At 63.0% G+C, this 20213-nt stretch carries 9 protein-coding genes; 1 reads left to right on the top strand and 8 read right to left on the bottom strand.

Going from position 1 to position 20213, the window contains the following annotated elements; translation table 11 throughout:
- Positions 1 to 33: 33 nt before the first annotated feature.
- Genes dpdD through dpdE form a run of 8 tightly spaced genes read right to left on the bottom strand, consistent with a single transcriptional unit; the run spans position 34 to position 17722 of the window.
- Entirely contained in the window at positions 34 to 2202 is a 2169-nt protein-coding gene (gene dpdD / locus FDA38_RS02175) for a protein DpdD (RefSeq protein ID WP_137252377.1), read from the bottom strand.
- On the bottom strand, positions 2199 to 2708 hold the full coding sequence (gene dpdK, locus FDA38_RS02170; RefSeq protein ID WP_137252376.1) for a phospholipase D-like domain-containing protein DpdK: 510 nt from the start codon (positions 2706 to 2708) through the stop codon (positions 2199 to 2201). Before dpdK ends, dpdD begins: the two co-directional genes overlap by 4 nt.
- Positions 2705 to 7201 (bottom strand): protein DpdJ, encoded by a 4497-nt coding sequence (gene dpdJ, locus FDA38_RS02165; protein ID WP_137252375.1) that lies wholly within the window; start codon positions 7199 to 7201, stop codon positions 2705 to 2707. Before dpdJ ends, dpdK begins: the two co-directional genes overlap by 4 nt.
- Positions 7198 to 7908 (bottom strand): hypothetical protein, encoded by a 711-nt coding sequence (locus tag FDA38_RS02160; RefSeq protein WP_137252374.1) that lies wholly within the window; start codon positions 7906 to 7908, stop codon positions 7198 to 7200. Before FDA38_RS02160 ends, dpdJ begins: the two co-directional genes overlap by 4 nt.
- Positions 7905 to 10943, bottom strand: a complete 3039-nt coding sequence (gene dpdH, locus FDA38_RS02155) for a protein DpdH (RefSeq protein ID WP_137252373.1) — start codon at positions 10941 to 10943, stop codon at positions 7905 to 7907. Before dpdH ends, FDA38_RS02160 begins: the two co-directional genes overlap by 4 nt.
- Positions 10940 to 11860 (bottom strand): protein DpdG, encoded by a 921-nt coding sequence (gene dpdG, locus FDA38_RS02150; RefSeq protein ID WP_137252372.1) that lies wholly within the window; start codon positions 11858 to 11860, stop codon positions 10940 to 10942. Before dpdG ends, dpdH begins: the two co-directional genes overlap by 4 nt.
- The gene (gene dpdF / locus FDA38_RS02145; RefSeq protein WP_137252371.1) at positions 11861 to 14461 is read right to left on the bottom strand and encodes a protein DpdF; all 2601 of its coding nucleotides are present in this window, start codon (positions 14459 to 14461) and stop codon (positions 11861 to 11863) included. It abuts the gene before it with no gap.
- Between the two features lie 3 nt (positions 14462 to 14464).
- Positions 14465 to 17722 carry a protein DpdE gene (gene dpdE / locus FDA38_RS02140; protein WP_202877665.1) on the bottom strand — a complete coding sequence of 1086 codons (3258 nt, stop codon included), beginning with the start codon at positions 17720 to 17722 and terminating at the stop codon, positions 14465 to 14467.
- Positions 17723 to 18983: 1261 nt separating this feature from the next.
- Here dpdE and FDA38_RS02135 point away from each other — a divergent pair.
- Positions 18984 to 20144 (top strand): AAA family ATPase, encoded by a 1161-nt coding sequence (locus tag FDA38_RS02135; RefSeq protein ID WP_170989560.1) that lies wholly within the window; start codon positions 18984 to 18986, stop codon positions 20142 to 20144.
- Positions 20145 to 20213: the final 69 nt, after the last annotated feature.

Genomic DNA, 20213 nt, shown 5'->3' with positions numbered 1-20213 from the left:
CGTACACGCATCAATGGCGCCATCTCGACCCAGTCAGCCCTCGGCGAGCGCGCGCAGGATCGAGGAGGAGCCGCGTGAGTTCACCTGAATCAGAGGCTTGCTACCTCGATGCTCCTTGATGAAGTCGGTAGCCGCATGCTTCGCTGAGGCGGCAACCATGACGAAGACGTCCGCATTACTACTCCACGACGCAAGTTGCTGGCTTCCGCCGTGCTCGGAGGTTGTCCGCACGTCGATTCCAGGAACCAGCCGACGCAGGAGTTGAGCGGCCCGCGTGATAGCCGATTCGGTCAACGAGTAGAGCACGACCGTTGTATTCGCCAAGTGCCGGTACGGCGCAGCCAACTCGGGCTCAGAGTCCTCAATCTCGAAGTCGGCTGGGAGAGACGTCGCCAACTCATCGGCTACGAGCCGCAGTCCTTCGAGGTCCGCAAGGTCGAGCGCAGACTTGACCGGCCGGAGTTGCTCCAGCACCTGGAAGAAGAACTGGTGTTTGGCGCCCAAAGCCAGAGCTTGAGGACCACTCGTCGCCGTCTGGAGGACGTCGACAGCCCAACTAGCGGTGACCGCGGAGACTGCGCCTCCGACGACCAAGCCGGTCCACTCCAGCGCCGAGGTCAGTATTTCGACGGTGGGACCGGCAGCAGCCAAGTACTCCAGGAGCGTCAGAGTCTGAACTCGAACACCGGCCGAGGTCTTCTCGCTAAGTGCGAGGCCTGCGAGGACACGCTCGCACAAATCGGCGCCGCCGGCCTCAATGAACAACGCGCGGTGCGCGGCCATGAACGCACCGCCGTACTCGCCGAAGCGTGCGAGCGCCTCGTCGGGCATCCCAGCCAGACGCTGAGCAACCGTGGAACGGTCGAGGATCTCCCACTCGGCCGTTGAGTTCAGGTCGGCCTGGGTGATCTTCAACGCCTGGTCTGCTTCAACCGCGGCGAGCCACCCTAGCCATCCAAGGGTTTGCTGTTGGCTGAGGAACTCGTCTAGCCAAGCCAGATCGCTGCGCACCAAGGCGTCGTCTCGAGCCAACGTGTCCCGAAGGCCAGATACTGACAGGTGCTCTGCGACTCTAACTGCAAGGTGGTGCTCTTCCAGTTCTCGTGTGCAGGCGAGCATCAGCCCAGCCAGTTCGACGTCCGGCTCGACAGCGAGTGCCTCCTCGATCGCAGAGGAGAATTCGCCGGCATTGACAAGCAGGTGAACGAGCGTCGTCGCGGAGGGCGGATCCTGTTCGGGATCTAGCGCGGATTCGGGTCTTGAGGTTGGCGGAAGCAACGACCTCAGACGAGCGTCGAGTTCCGGCGCGATCAACGCGGCTTCCCCGAGTAGACGGTCGAACGTCGCCGATGTCGCTTGGGTCAACAGACCAAGCAGAAACTCGACAACGACGGCTGGCCGGGTGCGGGTAATCGCGCCTGTGGCGAGCACCCGGAGGTACGGTGGGATCTCCTCGGCGGCTTCGTGGAGATCAGCGGCACTGCCGTCTAGATCGGCCTTCTCCAGATACTGGGTGTACACCGCACGCTGAAGAATACGGGTGATGCCGATTGGCCGGCGCAACAGCAGCACGTGCTCGAGATCCTGATCGGCGAAGATCGCGGCCCAGTCTTCCAGGCCCTCGTACACCCGGAACCGCAGGAGGGCCAGGTTCGTTTGATCGAGATCCGCGGTCGCTTCCAGTTCGCGCAAGCATCCGAGCGCCATCGGACGATCCTGTGCCGCGATCGCATGTCCGAGGTCGTCGAGCACCTCGACGGTCGTACGCGGCGCGTCGAACTCCGACCTCGGCCGGTTCCAGACGAGTCGCGAGAGCACCAACAGAGCGTTACGAACCTGGTCTCTCGACCGTCTATCTCCGCGAGGAAGGACCTCGAAGCGCAATGGGGAAACCTGCATCGCGGCCAACGGGGCATCAAACGGATCTGCGGGATACAAGCGTCCGCGACTTCGTGGAAGATCGCTGAATGTCGGCCCGACCCAGGCGTCGAGGAGGACGAGCAACTCCTTCTGCTCGCGAATCGTCGGCGCGAAGGCATACCAGTACAAGCCTTGAGACGTCGTACGCGGCAGAAAACCGATCTGGCCATGCCTGATCGCATCTAGCCAACTCTCGATCGAGGCTTCGTGCTCAGGCGGCAGTTCAACCGGATTGATCAGGTTGCCCGCCTCGAAGAAGTCGTCGGTCACCACGGCGATCACACCTGATACTTCGCGTTGTAAGCGATCCGGGCCCCAGCTATCTCGTGGGGGTCGGAGGTCAACGTGACGCCCTCGTCGTTCACAGCCTGACCATGGAAGGTGAAGTTCATCGATCCCTGGATGTGGAAGCGATCACCAACGATTCCCTTGTCGTGCAGGTTAGGCCTGATCTTGACGACCGGTCTTGCGCTCAGTCCACCGACATCCTCAAGTCGCTGCCGCACCGCCGTGTTGCTCTCAACGTCGCGAGTCAGGACACGTACGTCCGAACCGCGCCTGGCTAGTTCGATGAGCACCTCGGTGAACCGGATGTGCCGAGCCGGCATCCCGGGTAGGACTGTCTTGAACTGTCCGGCCGTGTTATCGATGACGTCGATGTCGGAGATCCACGGGGAAAGCACCCACAGTTGGCTGGAGGGCACCAGTAGTTCGGTGATAAAGAGGTTCTGCAGTAAGTCGTTAAGGACTCGGGTGTGCCCGAGGCCGGTCGTCGTTATGCGCCTCATGCTGAAACCTCGGCGAGCTCGAGAGCCACGACGACGTTGCCGTCGGCCTGGTGATCAATCTCAACCACCCGTGGGTAAACGCTCAGGTACTCCGTCACCACGGGCTCGTTGCTGAGGTCGACTAGCAGGGTGGCCAACGCCACGGCCTGGTCAGGCGTGGCCATCACCTGCGCCGATCCTCGTTCGGCGAGGACGGCGCGCAGGGTCACGCCGATGTCGTCGGACAACGCCATCGGCGGCTCGCCGGCGGCGGTGATGGAACGGAGAAGGTCCGGTGCGGCCGGGAGGTTTTCCGCGAACGGGTTCCACGCATGCAATTCCTCGGCGCGCAACTGCCAGCCGCGCGGCCAAAGCAGACTCTGGATCGCGTCCATTCGCTGGCGTTCGGTGGCGGCCGCGACCAGGACGAGGCCGGGATCGAAGTCCGTCCGCGCTCGCATCAGGTAGGCCCACGTGCGCGGCGGGATCTCGACGCCCAGTCGGTCTTCCTCAGCGCGCCACTCCTGGATCAGCGTTCCGAGCGCGCGGTCCGTGGCCGCACTCGACCCGGGGCGCAGCACCCGGTTTGACAGCGCAGAGATCACAGACTGTTCTGCCCCGTAGATCCCCGCCTGACGGAGGCCGTCCCGGATCCCGTTGAGGGTCGCGACCCGGGCGGCCTGGTCCGGGGCCGACCGGAAGTCATTGACCAGTTGGACCCAGGCTGAGTCGTGATTAATCAGGTGGATCACGCGCTGCATATGTGTGTCGACCAGTTCGTACGTGCTGGGCTGGATTGCCCGCATGATCAAGCGGAGGAAGCGACGCGGATCCGGACGCACCCGCGCCGTCAGCGCCTCAATAAAGCCGCCGCCACCGGCCGAGGATTCGGTCAGCCAGATCTCTCCGGCTCGCAGAACTCCCTCTGAATTGAATCCGGGCTCAATGTCGACGACGATGCCCTCGGGGTCGTGCTCGGGACAGATCTGCCTCGCGGCGGCCAACACGGAGTGGCCGATCGTGGACAGGATTCGTTCACGAAGCCACTCGTTGAAGCGGTGAGGATCTGGCGACCAGTACTGCGATGCAAGCGCATCGAGTCGCGTGGCAACCGATGGGTCGGCAAACGCAGCCTTAAGCCGCTTGCCCATATTCGTCAGGGCTGTCGATTCGGACTCGAGGACATTGTGGCTGCGGAACATCGCGTTCAGGGTCTCGTGTAGTTGACTCGCAAACGATCCGTGTACCGAAGCAAAGGCTTCAGCCACCGTGCAACTGTCTCGCACAGCTGTTGTCAACAGCATCGCCTCGAGACACTGGTGCAGCCAGTCGATCCGGAATGTATTTAGCGTTTCGAGCAGACCCGCATCGGTCATCAGCACGTGCTTGAACCAAGCGCTGCGCAGGCCAGGCAGGACATCCGCTGGAGGGTCGATCTCGCTGGAGAGCGCCACCCGAATGCGCAGCCCGTCAACATCGTAGGTCGAGCCGAGAGCGACCGGTTCACCGTCGAGCGAGAACCGAGCGTGCACCCGCTGTTCGGTTCCATCCTCCATCGCAACAGTAGCATCAGAGCCCACCGCTGCCCGGTGAACGTTGATGTGTGCGTTCTGGGCGTGCAAGAAGAAGCGCATTTCAGTGATCAAGCGACCGATCGGATCGGCGGTCGGAACGCGAACCAAGAGGCCGGGACCGGTCTCGAGCAGTTGCGAGCGCCACAGCATGGTTGCGTTCGATGAGTCCTTGACAAACGGTGGCGGATGTTCCACGAGGATCTGGTCGGGACGGACAACGGTTGTCTCCACCGGCTTGCCGTCGATCGCGATAGTGCTCGGCTCTTCAATCCCATAGATCGACAGAATCTCACTCAACTCGATGCTCGCATCGCTCTTACCGAGCGGGACCGGGATCCAATGGCGGTGCTCGGGGTTGCGCGTCGCGAACCGACGAGAGACCCGGCCTGGAGCGTACTCACGCAGCATCTGGCCGAGTCCCATAGCGTGCAGTTCCCGGTCCGTCTCCCATTCCAACTGAGGAGGCGAACTCACGTAGCTCTCCGGAAGTGACAGTTCGCTGAAGAGATTCATCGGAAAGAAGTCCGGCAGTGGGTTGTCGCCGCTCAGATCACGGAATTCGTCGAGCGAACCCGGACTGGCAACCGCCCAGTTGTGCTGGAGACGACGCTTGAGGGTGGGCACTGCAGCGAGCATCAACGGTCGAGGTGGGTGCCAAAGGATCTCATTCACCTCGGCGTCGGAGAGGCGCAGTGCGTTCTGGACCCACGTCCGCAGGCTACGTTGGCGGCTCGGGTCACGGAGTACCGAATTCAGAATCGCGACGGCCTTGAGTTGCGTTTCGCGGCCGGGTTTGGCGAAACTCGCTGCCGGTCGCTTGGCGAGGGCACCCCAGGTCTTGGTCGAAGGCGGGACGTCCTGCATCTTCAACTGGGCCGTGAGCCAGTCCACCATCGCGATTGTGGCCTGCATGCGCAGTACCGCGCGGTTGCGGATCGGCAGAACCAGATCCGGGAGCACCGGGTCGAAGAGGCCATCCCACGCCTCGTAAGTCGCGCGGTCTCGACCGTAGTCGGACAGCACGACGGCGGTGTACGGCCGCATCGTCCGCTTTCGGCCGGCGCGGCCCTTTCGCTGCAGGAATGCAGCTGTCCCGCGAGGGGCTTTATGCTGAATCACCACGCCGACATCGGGGTCGTCAAAGCCGACCTCCAACGATGCGGTGGCAACGATCAGTTGACTGCCAGCCTCCACTCCAGCGTCTTGCGAGGTCGTCCGACTAACGTTGAGGCCGTCGCCCTTCCGGTTGAACCTGTGCCCGATTGAGACCGGCAAGTCCCACACCTGGCCAGCTCGGCGTTGCGTAGTCGCGTCATCTCCTGGTTCTAGCGCGCGCTTCGAGGCAAGCGGCGGCTTCACGGACTTGGTCCTACGTTCGATGTAGCGCTGTCCTTCGGCATCAAGGAGGTAGTAGAACAGTCGGTTGGTGACGTCGAGGTCGTCGGTAAACACGAACGCTTTCGTACCGAAGACACCTTCGGAGACGCGCGCGCCAGGAACATCCTGGGTCCGCGGAAGCAGCATCGAGGTCTGGATGGTCGTTGACAACACCGATGCCCCACTCGTCGGGTCACTGCGTAGCGCTAGCAGGTACTCGGCGCCTTCGTACTCCAATTCCTCTGGCTCCGGAGCGATACTGGTGACGAGGTCATCGGCGACACCGGTGAGGTCGGCCATATGGCGAACCGGGTTAGAGAGCGTCGCGGACAAGCCGACGAATGCGACCGGAGCCTGGACGCTGTGATGCCAGCGCCGGAGCACCATGGCGGCTTGCGCACCTGTTGTTCCGTCGTAGGTGTGGATCTCGTCGAGCAGCATCATGCGTGGCTTTCTAGCCTGACTGACATCGACGCCGAGCGGCCCGCGGAGCTGTAAGTCGGACAGTCCGCGGTTGAGCATCTCGGTAGTGACGAAGAGCAGATCCGGCGGGTTGTTCTGCATGCGCTTCCGGGTTAGCACCACCTGGCGCTCGTCGAACTCGCGGCGACAGGTATGGCAGACGAGGCGCTCGACGTCCCTGTCGATGTCTGCGAATGGCCAGATCAACTCACCACCGCAATGCAGGTAGCCGTCGCCCGGACAACGCAACTGCGGGGACGCCATACCATTGGATCGTTTACCCCAGCCTGTGTACGCTGCCTTGGCGTTGCCGGCATTGGCCGGTGTGCTCTTGTACAGCGCACCGATAGACATCGGGCGTCCGTGCAGGCGCTGCCAGAGGCCGTCGAGGCGACGGGCGTGCGTGAAGGCAGTGTCGAGTTGATCCTTCAGCAGTTCAATCCGCGGATAAACGGCCAGAGCCCGAGTCCAGGCGGAGGAGTCCTCAATCCCAGCGAGGTAGCTGAAAGCTGGGAGATAGAACGCGTTCGTCTTCCCGCTACCCGTACCGGCACCGACGACGGTCGCGGTGGTCACCTGCGACTGTAGGGCAGTAAGGATCTGCCGGGTGGCTCGAACCTGGAAGCCGCTCAGGTCATCGTGGTTCCCGTCGCGCAGGGTCATCACGTCGATGACACTGCGCTGGACGTCAGCGATGCCGGAGAGACCGTCGAGCAAGGTGTCCCACGGCTGATCGCGCTTAGGGTAGAAGCGGGGGCGCCGCGCATAGCGGAAGTCCGAGATCAGGTTGGTGCCGTCCTGCCAAGACTTGTCTAGGAAGATCTGTCGCAGCCGCGCGACAAGTCGGATCGTCTCGCCGTTGCGCGTGCGCCATCGCGGTGGTGCCGTGTTCGGGTCGAAAACTAGGAGCGCTCGCGCCCTCATCGCCTCGATGACAGCCTCCGCGTCCAACTCCCATTCGCGGCTGTCTGTCAACTCCCGCTCGATCACTTCGCGGAGTTCGTCGTCGCTGAAGCCCCCGTCGACGACGCCCCAGCACAAGAGCGGGTCCTCGAGTGACTCAAGCCGATCGAGGACGCGGGTAAGCAGCGTAGGATTCATTGCAACCGGACCCGGAAGCGGTCGATGATTCCCAACTCGGACAAGGCCTGGAGTCGCACTGGAGTGAACCAGACCAGCGGCATACCAGCCCCCTCCTGAGAGCCGACGATCCCCTTGGCAATGTCCGGATCGACGACGTTGCCGATCTGATCCCCGGAGGCGCGCACCGACTCGAACGCGGCACGAAATTTGTCGACATCACCCTTCAATGGGATGGTGCGGTTGACGATCGCGAGAAGCTGCCCTTGAGCGCTCTCTAGAGCCACCCGAATTGATTCGACATCGACGCCACTCTCGGCCAGCGCATCGACAAGTTCGCGGTTGATCGGGGGAAGCGGTTGCGTAACATGCCTGCGCCAATTGTCCGCGACGAAACTGCGTAAACCGGATACGAACCTTTCCGTATTGCTGACATGGACCTTTGCCGCGTCCAGGTCCGAGTCAACCGCGATGTCGGGGAGTTCGGCGGCGAGTGAGCGAAGTCCATCAGTCGCGTGACCAGCAGCGCGGTGTAAGTCTGCCGGGATCTCCACATTCAACTGCCGTACCTCAGCCAACCCCACTCTCAGTGCCGAGAGTCCCTGCACGACTGTTGCGATTCGGTCACTGAGGTCAGACAGTTGTCCGGTTCGCAGACGCACCTGGTGTTCGTTGTCGGCAACGACCGCAGAGGTATGCAGATCCCGGATCCTGCTGCGCAGGCTCATGCGGTCTCCTCCGCCGCTGGGATCGCCGCGAGAGCGTCAGCCAAGGTCGCCACGTCCCCGATCAACTTCTCACGAACTTCGGCGTATTCGCGCTGGGCGTCCGACGCTGTCGCCGTCTTCAGGCTGTTCGCTAGCAGGTCGACGGCGGGCTCTGCCAGGACAAGCCAGGCCCTGACTCGGCGAGCACTCTCATCCCAATCTCCGGTTATTAGTTTCATCCGCTCGTCCACCGTCAGTTCACTCCAGCGGTCGAACTCAGCGCGGGTTGTCTCAACGAGCCTCTGGTCTCCTGATTTGATGGCTCTTGCTGCCGCCCGCAGGTCGTCCACATTGATGCCGTCGGGGAGCGCGGCAACGTTTGCTCGTTCGTTGACCAACGTGATCAACTCGGCGGCCACTTGGGCAATGTCGCCTCCGAGATTCGAAAGATCCGGCAGCAGTGTCTCGGCCTCCGAACAGAGCGCAGCGAGCGTCTCCATTCGAACCGTAATTGCATCGACAGAACTAACGACCAGGCCCGGCGTCGAGGCCGGCCACGGCATATCGGCATCCGGGTCCCGGATCACTCGACTCACCTTGGCCAGGTCAAGAGCCAGTGGCTTGCCATCGCCTTGACTGTAGGACGCGCGTCGGAGCAGTCGCTGCTGCAGTTGAGTGCGGTTCAGACGATTGGTGGCTCCTGAACTGACGTATGACTGCATCGCTGCGAGTTGCGGCCGGAGGTCGGGAGTCGGCCGAGGGGGTGGCGGCGCAAACAGCGCTTGAATCCTGCTAGAGGTATCCCGTTTGTAGGCGTCCCCGATACCGAGCGACCGTGCAACTGCCAGCAGCGTGTGGGTCAGACGCACAAGTTCGGGGTCATCATCGGCCCGAGCTGGCGGCAGCAGAACCCGCGCCACTTGCTCGACCCAAACCTGGATCCGTGCTTCGGCGAGACGCTGTAACCGCTCGCCGTCCGGCACGTCGGCCCAAGACCCTAACCTGTTTACCCAGGCTAGTGCACGGAGCGCACGGACGTCGTCGTCGTTCGTACGATCGATCGGTAGGACGGCGGCAGCATGCTTGGCCGGGTTAAATTCGACCGAGGTGCCCTCGAAACTGGGCGCGAACTCCTTGCCACCCCGCCACAGGGACTCGCCGCCGAGGCCGTCTTCTAACATCAAACGCGACTGCACGGCATTGTGGACCATGTTGCGAAGAGTGTTCCGTTCGGTCATGCCAAGTTCATCAGTTGCCCGCCACCTGTCGATGGCCTTCACCAATGGCGGATCAGGGATTGCCGGGCCGATTGTCGGCGTCTCGTCCGGAGGCGTGGTCTTACTTGTACTCGGCCTGCCAATGGGGCCTTGAAGTTCCTCCTCCGGCGCCACGTCATCCAACCCGTCGATCGGCGGGATCCCGAAGGCTTCATGGATCGTCGGGTCGAGGTTCTCAGCGCCGCCACCCGAACCCCAGAAGCGCACCAGGCGAACCCGGCGGTCAGTGAGTTCCACGTCTCCTGGAGTCCGCAGCCTCACCTGGTCCTCGATATTGGAGAGTCGATCGTCCGCACCTGATTTGAATTCGGTGGCGAAACCTTCACTCGGGAAACGGTTCAGATCGATTTCCACCTTGTCGCGACGCAGTACCGGACGAAGCACCCGGGTCAGCACGTCCCGCGCCACGAAGGATCCGTTGCTAGACTGACCCTTAATTGCCCGCTCCAGGGCGGCCTGATTGAACGGGAAAAGGCCAAAACCATCAGCCACACCGAACGCCGCATGGCATTTTTCATCCACCGGGCATTCATGGCAGGCGTTTGTGGGGTGGTCATTATTCTCGTTGGCTACATCGAGTGCGGCGGCACCTACCCGAACGGCATTAAGGTAGCGAGCTGCGAAGCCGGCGGGGCTGAATGCAACTGCGGTGCCATCCGGAAGATCGAGATCAAAGACCCTATAGGTACGAGTGAATACGGTCTCAGGCATTTGATTAATGAAGTAGCCGGTGGTCACGGCCATTACTACCCGCATCGGGCAGAGTTCCTGTGCAACAGTCGAGATCAGCGTGATCGCATCGATGAGTCCACCCTGAATTCCTTGGAAGATCGAGAAGTCCTCGATGAGCACGAGCAGTTCCAACCCCTGCTTATTCAGTTGCGCCCGGACGTCAGTCAGGATCTGCTTGAGGTCGTCGCCACCAACGCCAAACACCTCGCTGACCGAGGGCGCCAACTGCTCGTTGATCATCCTCGCGGCGAGTTCGCGAAATCCCAGGTCACTAGTCAGGGCGCCAGCCACCTGCTGAGCAGCCAGACCGGCCCTCTTGACATCATCGACTGATAGGTTGAGATCCTCAACTGTAAAGCCGAACGCATCCTCCTTGTCCTCAGTCCCCTTTCCCGTCAGCTTTTCGCGAACCAAGCGAGCAATAGGACCGTTCTCATGGAGCAGACGAGCGCGGAACACATCGTCGCCAAACAAAGCCGGGAGACCTTGAGGAGAGGCCAGATACGCGCGATTCTCGATCTCTTCAGCAGAACCGTTGGAACGGGCGCCACTGGTTTCTATGTTCACCGCGAGCGCGTTGCGCAACTTCAGTCGAGCGGTCTTCTCGTCCGCTGCAGCATCCACGGCGGCCGCAACTTTGGCACGGAGGTCGTCCGCGTTCTCGCCGGTCGCGTGTTCCAAGATCAGTTCAAGGATCCCCCGCAGCGACACCCGGTGTTTTGGCACGAAGATGACGCGTGTCGATTCTTTAGTCTTGAGGTTCGCGCGCAACCAACGGACCAAGTGGGACTTACCTGTGCCTGACTTACCAAGGATCGGAATGATGGGCTGGTCATCTGGTTGATCCTGGACCGCTTGGAGCAGGGCACGTTCGTCGACGACCGTGACTCGCTTGGCGTTGTTTACCTGATCGCGTTGTGTGATCGGAATCGTGCTGTGCGTCGCGAGGAAGACACCCTCCGAGGTGCTCTCTGCCTCGACCGGAATAACATTCGAAGCCTCGTTGGCGTTCCAGCATGCCGCCGGGAGACTCCCACGCCAACTCACTTCATACCTCCGGCCTGGACGATCACGTGGGTCTGGCGGGTGCTGTCGAAACGAGACAGGCGGATTCCGTCGGCGTCCGGAAGTGCCTCGAAATGGACGCGTCCTTGTTCCTCGAGGATGCGTAGCGCTTGCCCGATGGAACTGTCAGCACAATCTGCCTTGATCCCGGCGTCCGGATCGCGGCCCAGGTATGCGACGAGGCCACTGCGTGCCGGACCTCCGTGCACGAATGGGATCGCTCTTCCGAGCCTCGCCAAGAAGTCATGGATGGTTAGCCGCTCGTTCGGAAAATCAGTGAGGGCATCATCGACCGCAATCACGGGAAGCGGGACGACGCCGTTCTTGTCCCGGACAACGGACGTTGTAGCCAGTCCGAGCACTAGGATCCAGCGGACAGTCGCGAGCCAACGGGTATCGTTAGTAATTGCCCAAGCCTCGTTGTTTGTAGTGCTGAATTGGTCTGTCTGCATGACCTGAACGTTGTCGTTCCACCCCAACGGTTGCCCCAGCGCATCTTGAGCGAGCAACCAGGTGAGCGCACGGTGGAGATCCCGCGCTCCCCGGGTCCGCCCTTCACCAGTCTGAGTTCTCCAGAGATCGTCGCCCGGATCTACATCAAACACGCGATTCTGAAGAACACGGCGGAACTGCTGCTTTGTAAATGGCGTCTTGAAGGTTTCCACCTTCGAGCCGATCCGAAGCGCGCCGTCTGCATCCTCATCGAGGACGTCGATCGCACGCAACGCCGAAACGGTATTCGTCACGCCGGATGCTGCGTTCGCGCCAGGATTTAGCCCGTCGGGCTTGAACGCCGCAACCAACTCATCCTGAGTGAGCGTCCGACGCGCATCCAACAGATAGTTGACGATCGCTCGACCAAGGCCCGGCAGGACTCGCGGCGGATTTAGAACGGCCATTCACAGGCTCCTGAGGAAGTCGGCGAGCGCCCAGTGCGGCACGCGGATGTTCTTGACGAGGTCGTTCGGATATTGAGGATCAAGGGCGATGTCAGGGAGCACAAGTATCCGCAGCGCCCCTGAGGAACCGGCGAGCCAACTCAAGCGCGGCTTGTCCGTCGGATCCAGGAGTATCAGACTCGGCACCGCGAAATGAACGGCTGGACCGAGAGGAAGGATCGGGTCGACTGCCACCAGGCGTTCCTCCGCGAAGCGCGCCGCACCGGTTATGGCGGGGAGTGCGACCAAACTCGGGCTTGCGAGCACTCCTCTAACACCGTGGGAGACGCAGCGCTGCACGAGGTCGTCGAGGTACACACGGAGGCCGCCTTCGGGGTAGGTCACCACGAGCGTTCGCTGCCCGTGTGCTAATGCTGCGAGCGTTGGACTGACCTGACGATGGAGGTTGGGCAACGCCGCCTCCGCCACGACCGGCTGAGCCGCGCCGTACGACGACTCCGGCACGTGCTCGGTGGACGGACAACCCGAACACGCGGCAGCGACCACCTGGTGTGCGTGCATCGGCCCGACGTCCTGGTATTCATACTCCTCGCTGAGGATGCGTCCCCAACATTCGGTAAGGGCGAACATGCGGTCCACGCGATCCATCGAGTCTGCCTCGGAATCACGGACCTCGGTTCGGACGCGTTCGAAGGCTTTCGTGACAGCGGACTCGTCGAGGTTGTTCACGCCAGGACGGACCTGGATGGTCGCCAACCGCACGTATCTCTCCCACGCCGCATCGTTGCGTGCCTGCCACATCTCAGCGGGTTCGCCCGGATCTCGCACCAGCGTCGGGGGCGAGGTCTCAATTAGGTCCAGCAATCCTGCGCGCTGCATCAACACCAACGTGTTCCGGTTCCAAAGTTGGTTCTTGTCCGATCGATAGGTGAGCCACGGGGGGATGGTGCCAGCATCCAACACCATCCGACGCGTGACCGGGTCGTCTCCGACTCGCGCATCTCTCATCGCCTCCCAGCGACCCCAGCCTTTCCCATCGCCGAGAATCGCGGAGTTCTCGATGGCGCGTCCTTCTTGCCCGTCCGTGGTGGTCGGAAGCCAGACAGACACCGCGGAGTGGCCGTCGCGCCCGCCTCGCCCGACCTCCTGATAGAACCGGTCGACTGACGCCGGCACACAGGCGTGCAGAACAGTTCGGACGTCAGGTTGGTCGACGCCGAGTCCGAACGCACTATTCCCGACCACTATGTCGTAGGAGGTTGGCCCGTCATCGCCCGACCAACCTCGCAGAATGTCCAGTCGTGCCCCAGACGTTACGTCGCCGTGGAAGACGGCGGTCCGCGCGAACCCGGCCTCGCGCAGTCGCGCTGCAATCTCATCGGCTGGCTCTTTTTTCGTCGTATACACGATCGCCGGTCTCGGCAGGTGGCGCATTGCGTCGACAACCCGGTTGATCCGCTCCTCGGCTGACGTCGGTGGTGCGAAGAGGTAGCGTAGCTCCGTTCGCAGGAATGTCGACCCTACGAAGATCGAACCCTTTGCGCCGGCGAACAGTTCATCGTTCAGCAACAATCCTTGCTTCGACAGCGTGGCCGTCAACAGCACGACCCGCGGCGGTGCGACGGCTTGCGCCCGCGCGATATCTCGGAGTTCGCCGACCAAAGAGGCGACCAATTGGAAGTCCGGCCGGAAACTCAGACCCCAGGAACGGATCAAGTGGGCTTCGTCGATGACCAAATGGCCAAGTGCGCCGCGAGATGCCAGATGGCGCAGCGATTGAGCGAGGCTCGTGACCAACGCCTCGGGCGATGTGAAAAGGACCTTCTGCGATCCGTTCCGCAGTCGCTCCTTAATCGCGTCCTTCTCGTGCTCGTGTCGGCCGCCATAATACGCGAGCTCGGCGGGAATGCCCTGACCAGGAAATCGCTTGCGAATCTGCCTCTCCTGATCCATAGCAAGAGCGATGGTCGGCACGACGACCACGGTTACGCTCTTGTCGGCGAGGAGTCCCGGGGTGATGCCCACAAGAGACTTCCCGGTGCCGGTCGGGAGTACGACGTGCAACGTCGATTCGGGGTCCGCCAAAGCGGCCGCGCGGATGGCGCTGGCTTGGCTGCGCGATCGATACGCATCGATGCCCGCGATCGCAGCGACAGCGGGGTCGACCGGAACCGCCATGTCCGGACGCGCGAAGGTGGAGACCGTTCCCTCCGGCCCGACGTATGGGCTCGGGCTAGTGCAGGCCAGGTCTATCCAGCGCGGATCGCCCAGGAGCCAACCGGGGGCCCAGTCCGCGCCCAGTGAGATTCGGTGCTCTTGCAGTCCGAATCTTTCCGTCGTCAGGTGCGCTTGGGCGAAACGCTCAGTCGGGACTCCGCGATTGGCGAGGCGCAGGCGAAGATTGTGGTTCCCGTGGCCGGTAGAGCCGCGCCGGTGGCGCAGGATCTGTCCGACCAGCGCGGCCACATCGCCGGCGATTGCCGGGCCTGCTTCGTCCGACAGCCATGCATCAACCAACCGTCGGTAGGGCCCTTTCAGCAGTGATCGGTCTCCAGCCCCGCCGGCGAGCAGAGCTGTCATCAAGTCCCACTGATCAGTCACTGGTCAGTCCTCTCCGATTGAACGGCCAGAGAGGATGACCAGGCCAGTGCTGTCCAGCCGTAAGGTAGGGGTCCTTATTGCCTCAGCCAAGGCGCCAGCAACGACCTCTTCGCGATAGATGTCCTGCTCGAGGGTCTCCAGTTCCGCGCCCGAACTGCGCGCTGCGCGCAGTCGCAACTGCAACAGACGCGTCGTCGCGTCGCTGGACGCTATGGCTGACGCACGTGCAACGGCATCGCGGATGTTCTCACGCCCAAGGACTAACTGCTGGGCAGCGGCTTCGGCATTCCGCCAGGAACTTCGCCAGTCCGAGATGGAGATCAACTCGTAGGCACGCTCGATGCGGGTCCGGTTGAGCGCATAGTCGCCGCCTTCCACCGCAGGGTGCGGCTTCACGTACGGCGTCGAGAGCGCATCGAGGTGCACCTTTGTGGTGAGCTCCGTCGCGTCCGCGCTCATCCAGACCGTCACGATGATCGGCGGCAACATCCCGTCGGCGCGGCGTGTAATGGACAACTGGTCCATCCCCAGGCTGACCCTCGCGAGTTCGCGACGCAGATCGGAGGTCTTCGGAAACTCGAGGGGGTTGGCCTCGACGGCATAGTCGAACCGGTAGACAGGAGTATCGTCACGCCGCCAATCGGGCAACCACCGCCACATGCCGAACGCTCGGCCGCGGTCGTCGTGCCAGAGGAAGTCGCTGACTGCGTCAATGAACTGGTCGCCGTAGCGGTAGAGATGGACGTCGTCCTTCTCGATCGCGATCGACCGGGAGAACGTTCCCTGGTGCCCCTTGAGCGGCACGAAGTCGCGTAGCAGGCGCCAGGCAGGGATCAGCGGGATCTGTGCTTGCTTGCCCGGCAAGCGGCCAAGGATCTCGTAGCCGCCGAGATCCACCATCGGATTGCCGATTGGCTCAAAGCGCAAATTGCCTGGCACCCGCTTCGCGGATAGCAGTCTGTCGGTAAGGTCGGCGAACTCATCCGCCACGGATTCGACGTCCATCATCCGGGCATAGACGGACCGCTCGTCCGCAGTTGTCTCGAGGCTATCGAGCGCGTCCTGTTCTCGCACGCGCTCGATCTCTCGGTTAAGCATCTCCTGCACCCTAGTGATCGCCTCGCCGACGCCAATTACCCCCTGCTCCAGCAAGATCCGCCAGGCCTCGTCGGTCGCCTCGTCGACCGCCTGCTGCAGGCTCGCGACCGATACGTCGAAGATGCCAAAGCCGTCGGTCAAGATCCGCCGCCAGGCGCCGGCGAACGAGTTCTCGGTCTCTCCTGCGATCATGTACGAGCGCCACGGAGAGGTGTCCTTCGCGGCCCAACGGTCACAACGTCCGATGCGCTGCTCGAGGCGGTTGGCCTCGGCAGGCAAGCCAACGTGCACCAGCACGTTGGCGAACTGGAGGTTGCGACCCTCCTCGGCCGACGCATCTGCGACTAATACGGCGGCGCTGCGGATCTGCTCGAAGCGGCGCAACGCTCGTTCTGCCTGGTCAGGAGGCTCGCTGGCGAGGTGGCGGAAGACAGACTTGCTTCCGAGCAACTCCTCGAGTTCGTCGGCGATCTCCGCCGCCGACGCTGTAGTCGGGCCGAACAGGACAACACGTTCCTTGGCGCTGAATAGATAGCTCATCGCGTCGGCTATCGGACGGCTGACTGTGTCGCGACGCGACACGAAGGCAAGGTCCCGGATCACCCGCTCCAACGCTGCGCGTTCTTCCGCATCAACACCAGTCGAGGCCCGCTCGGCTGCCCAGTCCCGCAGAGCCTCCGGGTCCAGCGTAAATGACACTGCCTGGGCCAAGGCACGCCCAGTTGCGCTGAGTGCCTCGCGGTCGCCCTCCGCAGCAGCCAGCGCCTGCTCTCGCCACCGGTCAAGGACCTCTGTCGCGTCCTGGTCGGCCGTGGAGTGAAAGGCGAGTACCTTCGGCGCACGTCGCCCGCCGACACGGTATGAGCCTTCCAGCGCTGCGGTCCGTCGAGTGCGGAGCATCCGCCGGTGGACACGGTAAACCTCAGCCACATGGTTACGCAGGGCCTGGATCTCAAGGACAACCGCATCCGTGTTTTGTGCGCGGATCGCTTCGCCGGTCCTGGCGACAATCGCAGTGAGGTCCTCGTCTCCAGGGAACTCGGCTTCGATCTCGGCGAGTCGCGCTTTCAGGAGGCTACTCGGCAGACCCGGTTGCAGGCCGAGGAAGATGCGGCCGATGCTGGCTCGTGCCTCTAGGCGCCGCCTCAGGTCAGCCGCTGTTGTCTCGGCATAGACGGCCGGGTCCAACAACTTCAACATCGCTAGGAACGCGTCTTCGTTGTGAAGCGCCGGTGTCGCAGACAGCATCAACAGGCGGGGCGAGGCGCTCGCAACCTCAGCGAGGCGCGCGAAGCGCGCCGCAAGGGCGGGATCGGCGCTGCCGGCCATCCGGGCCAGGTTGTGTGCCTCATCCACGATAAGGAGATCGGCCGGCTCCCAATGCTGCGGCTCATCGTCCCGCGCGAACCGGATCTGAGCTCGTTTGAAGTCGTGGATGCGGAACTTCTGGGTCAACTCGCGCTTCCACTGCTCGACAAGGAATGGCGGGAGGATGAGTTGGACGCGCAGGCTGGGCTTGTCCAGCAGTTGCTGGCGGACAACGATGCCAGACTCGATGGTCTTGCCCAAGCCGACTTCGTCCGCAAGCAAGTAGCGCTGGACAGGGTCTTGCAGGACTCGCCAAGCTGTCTCGACCTGGTGTTCGTGCAACTCGATACAACTCGAGAGCACTGCACGCATGCCGTGGACGGCCGAACGTTGCCGGAGGATGCCCTGGAGGAACGGCAACCGCATGTCGGCGAGGAGGGGAGACTCCAGGAGACCTGCCTCGCCAAAGCCGACCGGATCGGACAGCGGCCTATCCCAGCGGACGAAGAGCTTTTCCTCTGGAACGAAGCCCTCCCATTCGTGACCGCGGACATAGATGTCGTTGTGCTCGTTGGATTCAATGATCCGACCCGAGCGCCAGCGGTCTTGTTGGTCGATCCAGAACACGCGAAGTTCTGGGCTGAGCGTCAGTCGGGTGAGACTGCGTCGACTCACAGATTCCTGATATCGGGCAGACGGATCCTGACCAGGGGCGTCGAAGTACTCGAGCAGCAGGTTCTCGCCGTCACGGGCAACCAACTTGCCGGCTCCGAATGTGTTCTCGGAGGAGATCAGCAGATCGCCGCGACTCAGCGATCTCCCGCGGGCGCGTCCCGACGCGGCAGGAGTGGCCACACGATTCTTCGGCAGCTGCCGCGGCTGTGACACGTCGCCAGTGGCGTCGCGGGAGCCTCGGCAGCGTGGATACTGCGAGCAACCCCAAAACGCCTTGCCGGCATTCCGTCCCCGAGATGCGAACTGCATGACCATGGGTGAGTTGCAGACTGGGCAACGCACACGGTCGGTCAATGGAACCCCAATCAAGACATAGCCTCATTGAGGCTATCCATGAATCGGCGCGAAGTCAGGGAGGCTCGGCGTGTCCGGTCAGGCGCACCGCATGACCGCTCAACACAGTCACACCGACGCCTCGTTACACCTGAATGCAAAGTTGCACCATCCCCCTGGCTGCGCGCATTCGACCCTGACGGATCGGCCCCCGGACCGCCGGCAACACCTTGGATATCGCGACAAGCCGCTAGGCGTTACACGTCTACTATCCATGGATGAAGTTGGGACCAATGCAGGCCCGGACGGTTCTATGGCTGGCCATTGACAGACGTGCGACAGTGCCGCACGCGCGCAACGGGATCGCCAGTTATCGATCGCCAACTACTCGACCTCGTTGCGACAGGGCATCTCCGCGCTGCACGTAGACAACGGCGTCGTGGCGAATTGGACGGCATAGGTTCGTCCCGCGCCAACTCCTCCGGCAGCCCGCACCCGTCAGTTGGTGCCGGGTTCTTCTCGCACCGCGGCATGGCTAGGTCCTCGGCGCCAGGCGGTCACGAGCCGCGCCAGCGAACCGATCCTCGTGGCAGGCTGCACCGTCGCCGCCTCAACCTCTCGGCGGCAGACCTGAGCTCGGACACGCTCGACGCGTACGGCGCCGCAACCGTCCTGACATTGCAAACCAAGCGCGCGACCTGCCCCCCCCCCGAAACCTCCTCGCCGAGGCCGCACGCCAAACCCGGCTCCTCCGCTTCGTCTCTACCAACGACCGGTTCGCCGCGCTGCAGGCCATCGTCGAACAGGCCGAACAGCACTCGATCAGCCTCACCGCACCCGACCTAACGACTGCCCTCGTCACGCGGGCGAGCGGCGGGAGCGTGTTCACCGTCCACAACGGCCAGGTCTTCACCTCGCCAGTGATCCTCGGCGCCGAAGCAGTCCTACTGGACCTAGCCCGAAACGTCATTGGACCCACCATTAACTCCGCCGCCATCCACACTGCCGGACTCAGCCCCGACAAGTCCGCTGCATTCGAGCGAATCGCGACCAGCGGCCGGAAACTCGAAGCACTCGTCGGCCCAGCCGGTACAGGCAAACCACCCTCTTGTCCGCCGTCACCGCCAGCTGGCAAGCCGCGCATGGCGACGGGTCGATCATCGCTCTCGCGCCATCGTCGGCCGCCTCGACCATCCTGTCCGACGCCATCGGCGCACCCAGCGAGAACATGTCCAAGTGGATCTACGAATCCGCCGGCCTCGGCGCCGAACAACGCCGCGACCAGATCCAGCGGACCGAACACGCCGCCGCCCTCGCCCACCGCACACGGCGTCGTCTCCGCCAACGGCGATTGATCGAGCAACTCGCCGCCCTGAGAGCCGACCACGATCCATGGACCTTCCATAAGAACCAGTTCGTCATCGTCGACGAAGCCTCCATGGCCGGCACCCTGGAACTCTCCACCCTCGCTCGCGCCGCCAACACCGCCGGCGCCAAACTCCTCCTCGTCGGCGACGACGCACAACTCTCAGCAGGCGACACCGGCGGTGTCTTCCGCCTCATCGCCAAAGACACGAAGGCGGCCGAACTCACAGACGTCTGGCGCTTCACCAACCCCTGGGAACGCGACGCCAGCCTCGCGCTCCGCGCCGGAGACCTCACCGTCATCGACGCGTACGACGAGCACGACCGGCTCGCCGCGGGGTCATGGGAGGAAATGGAAGACGCCGCCTACAAGGCCTGGCTCGCCCGCGCACTACGGAAGAGCGGCCGCCACCCTGCACAAATCGTCGGCCTCGTCACCCCAGCCACCCACGTCAGCGACCCCACGCTGATCGCGTCACTACGCGAACTCGAATCCCAGATGACCGAGCGCGTCAACTGGCTAGCCAGCGAACTGCGCACCAACCCACCCGCCTGGTACCGCGAATTGCAGCGCACAGCCAGCGCCAGCCTGGACCAGGATCTCCCCGAGTTTGCCCGCGAGATCGCCGCCTATAGGGAGCGCTACCAGGTCCACGGCAAGTCGATCCTCGGCGATGCTCCACCACCCAACCCAGACGAGCGCCGCCGTCAGCACTCCCGGATCATGACGATGCTCTCCGGCTATCCCTTAGAGGCTGCCGAACGCTCGGCAAACGACGCAGGCATCGCCGAGATGCCAACACAGATCATCCCGCGGCCGAACTGGCACCGCGATGTCAGTTGGCCAGCCAGGCCCGATCGACCGCGGGCGGTAGGGGGTGACGTACGACGGTTGCCGACCTGAGTGCTTCCATCAAGGTATCGGCCAACTCGCTGTGCTCCGCACGCCGATCGACCAGCCGCTGACCGGACC

Origin of the sequence: Kribbella jiaozuonensis, from assembly GCF_005233875.1 — a bacterium.
Classification (GTDB): domain Bacteria; phylum Actinomycetota; class Actinomycetes; order Propionibacteriales; family Kribbellaceae; genus Kribbella; species Kribbella jiaozuonensis.
The sequence above is the reverse complement of the archived record's forward strand: the minus strand, read 5'-3'. Positions and strand labels throughout refer to the sequence as shown.